Source organism: Halorubrum cibi, assembly GCF_900182635.1.
Classification (GTDB): Archaea; Halobacteriota; Halobacteria; order Halobacteriales; family Haloferacaceae; genus Halorubrum; species Halorubrum cibi.
This window is the reverse complement of sequence record NZ_FXTD01000025.1, coordinates 1-3,220: the sequence shown is the minus strand read 5'-3', so window position 1 is coordinate 3,220 and position 3,220 is coordinate 1. Positions and strand designations below refer to the sequence as shown.

The 3,220-nt window shown below is 44.6% G+C and carries 3 protein-coding genes; 2 read left to right on the top strand and 1 reads right to left on the bottom strand.

What is annotated here, in order from left to right:
* Positions 1-390 precede the first annotated feature (390 nt).
* Both FN829_RS15650 and FN829_RS15645 read left to right on the top strand, forming a co-directional pair.
* Positions 391-981 (top strand): hypothetical protein, encoded by a 591-nt coding sequence (locus FN829_RS15650; protein ID WP_142987855.1) that lies wholly within the window; start codon positions 391-393, stop codon positions 979-981.
* A gap of 79 nt (positions 982-1,060) precedes the next feature.
* A complete protein-coding gene (locus FN829_RS15645; protein ID WP_142987854.1) occupies positions 1,061-1,771 on the top strand; it encodes a phytanoyl-CoA dioxygenase family protein in 711 nt (236 codons plus the stop codon).
* 130 nt (positions 1,772-1,901) lie between these two features.
* Here FN829_RS15645 and FN829_RS15640 read toward each other — a convergent pair whose 3' ends face one another.
* Positions 1,902-3,059 carry a polysaccharide pyruvyl transferase family protein gene (locus FN829_RS15640; protein WP_142987853.1) on the bottom strand — a complete coding sequence of 386 codons (1,158 nt, stop codon included), beginning with the start codon at positions 3,057-3,059 and terminating at the stop codon, positions 1,902-1,904.
* Positions 3,060-3,220 lie beyond the last annotated feature (161 nt).

Below are 3,220 nucleotides of genomic sequence, written 5' to 3'. Positions count from 1 at the left end.
AGGATGTCGATTTCCATGTCTGGTTCGATTTCCTCGGCTTCACCCTTCTAAACCCGTGGTATCGGCTGATAAGGTCGCTCTTCAACAGAGCAGTTCGCTCAAGGTCGTAACTATCGTGTCCTTTTGGTTGTTACTGTTCCTGAAAAAACGAATGAGCGGGTCCCACCCAATCCTACACAAATGTATCTCAATATGTTCACTAAAGAGGAACGTAATCGATTTACTTATTTACCACTATATCACGATCTACCGTTTCCATTTGACCGTGAGACATTATCCGAATTCTATAAAAGTTCAAGAGTGTACGTCCATCCTTCGGACGCCGAGTGTGGGCGAGCTCGGAATATTGGCTATGCGTGGGCGTCGGAAATGCCTGTTGTCGGGTTGAATATGTACCATCCAGATCTAGATGAGAAAGGAATTAGAAACCCACCGTACTATTATGAGGCAGAGAGCTATAATGATATTCCTGAGAAAATCGAGAGTGCTGTTGAAGCCTGTCGGAAAGACACACCGGATCTAAGTGCTGTGAGTGAATTATTCTCAATAACACACTCAACAGAGAATTTAAAATCTGATCTTGAAGCTGTATTCGAAGAACTTGACGAATCGTTCTGTGATGAGAAATTCTTTTTCGATAATCTTGACATTAGAATTGCTCGCCATCATGGAATGAATACACCGAACAAGAACGCATTCCAGTGTTCGTTTGGAGCATTTTTAGAACAATTACGTAGTATGGATGAAGTTGAGCAGGTAATCACGACAGAGGATCCTGAAGAAGACATTGCCGAGGAGTTGTTCGATCGAAGTGCCCGCGGGACTGAGATAGATCCTTCTTCTATTAAACTCCCAACACCTGCGTCAGAGCAGACCCCGCGAATGGTATCATTTCTAAAGTCAAGTGGTCTCTATGATCCTGCGCAGAAGATTTATAGAAAATCTAGAATCATTCAGCGTGTGTATAAGTATCTCCGATAATAATCCTGTCTAACGGAGGCAATATGTTGGTTTTGGAATAGTCGAAGCGTTTATTTATTTACCATCTGATCCGTGCTACATGGCATTCACGCCTTCCCAGAGCCAGATCAACGAACTCGAAGAGCAGGGAATCGTGATCATTGACGACTATCTGTCGGCTGAGAAGTGTGACGCTCTGAAAAACGAGATCGACGAATTACTCGAGCGTGACTCAGTTGCTTGGGAAACAGGAAGTGTTGGTTACAGTGAGCTCGCAGGCCGTGACGAAGTCGTTGTCAACGAACGATCTGGTGAAAACGACGATGGTATGTTGGACATTTTTAATATTGATCTCGATATCCAAGCAGTTGATGATATCAAGACCGATTCAGGGATCAATAAACTCATTAATGAGGCATCCTCCGAACCGTTCTCACCGGATAACATCAATGTCTATTATAATAGGGAAGTAACCGATACACGTGATTTCCACGCCGATACGTACAGTGGGCAGTTCAAGGCATTCGTCTACCTGACCGACGTTTCGGACAAAAGCTACGGTCCATTTTCGTACATTCCGGGAACACACAAGACGTCTACTGTGAAGCAAAAATCAACATCTCTGGTAAATAATGTGAAGGGTGATCCCTCGACCGATGCGGTCTTCTACGACGAAGATGAGGCGATCTACTGTACTGCTCCCAAAGGAACGTTGATCGTCGCCAATCAAGCGGGATACCATCGCGGTACTCCCCAAGAGAAGGGGCATACTCGTGTATTGGTGAATACCTCATACACACCCAGTAACTGATCTCTCTCATAACGAATTCTAATTTTATTGAGTAATTAAATAGACATAAGTATATGATGAGATTCCAAACTGCCGCTTTAAGTATAAAACAATAAGAATGATGTTCCCGTAATCGATGTTAGCTCTACAATCAACGGGGAAGTGTTTTCAGGAATGGTTTCATTGAATTTTTATAAGTGCTATCGAAAAGTTCGGGAACAGCGTCATAATCTGAGAAATCATTCTCTATCTGTTCGTGGAGGAACTTCTGGATCCGATTTGGGACGCTCATATCCGCAGGTGCGATGATCCTTTTGAACGAATTCGTATATCGAGTCGTCTCGAGGATTTGCCGGATTCCCGCACCTGGTAGCGTACTAGCAAAACGATTAACCAGCGAGCCGGATCGATAACTGAGTCGACGCTTTGTTGCCTGGAAATTACCGACACCGAGCGTCGCATTAAATCCATTTCCACGACCGTCCTCTCCTATCAAGACCGACGGTAGGCGGCGTCGAAGGAAGCTGATGTGGCCATGGAGCCGATATCCAACGTGAAGGTCACAGTCGTCATAGAACTCGATGTTATCCGTGTTATGGCTTGCCAGTACGATATCGAATCCACGCTCTTCGGCTCGTGCCCGTATTTCCTTGTCTGAGGCCGATAGCGAACTGTGGAACGAGCAGGTTATTTTAGCATCTGGGAATTCAGAAATGAGCATATCCATCAACGCTTCCGCCTGTCTGAGATAATGAGCGTTATGAGGAGTCGTCATCACGATGTGATCGATGGAGTCCGGAGTACGCATCGGCTCTCCCATATAGTCATCATGATACCACCCGAGATCACCAACTAACGTCACGTCGTTGAAACCGTGTCGTTCCAAGATTCGTTTTGTGAATATATCTCGAGTCGTGAGTCGATCGAGCGCAGGTTGATTATCTAAACGACTAATGAATGAGACTGTTTCTGGCTTGTATTCGAGTGATTCATTGTCGATTTTATCTCCTGGATAGTGTGACCAATTTGCTGCGAGTGGTATTATTGGAACTTCTATCGAATCCAAATCCTCTGTCAGGGAGTATGTGTTTGGATGAATCGGCTCCCGGATTGCGAAAGCTGGGAGAATAATGGCATCTGATTCGTTTATTTTGTCTACTTGAGATGAGAGATCTTGTTCCCGATGAAGTATATTGAACTCATCAACGCCTGTTTCTTTTTGTATTAGATTTTGAACTTGCTCCTCTAGTAGTTTATCGCCGACATTACCGCTAGCGTGAGGTGGATACGTCGATAGGATCGTATACATTATGTCGATTCCATCGTTGAAGGATATTTATTATATCGGTCTCTATTACATAGCTATCACTATGACGGCGGTGTTCAGATAAGGATTGAAAGGTGAGGCGGTGCGTTTTCAAAGTGATCTATGCCCGAAAACGCCCGCCTCGGCGGCTGTTTAGACGAGAT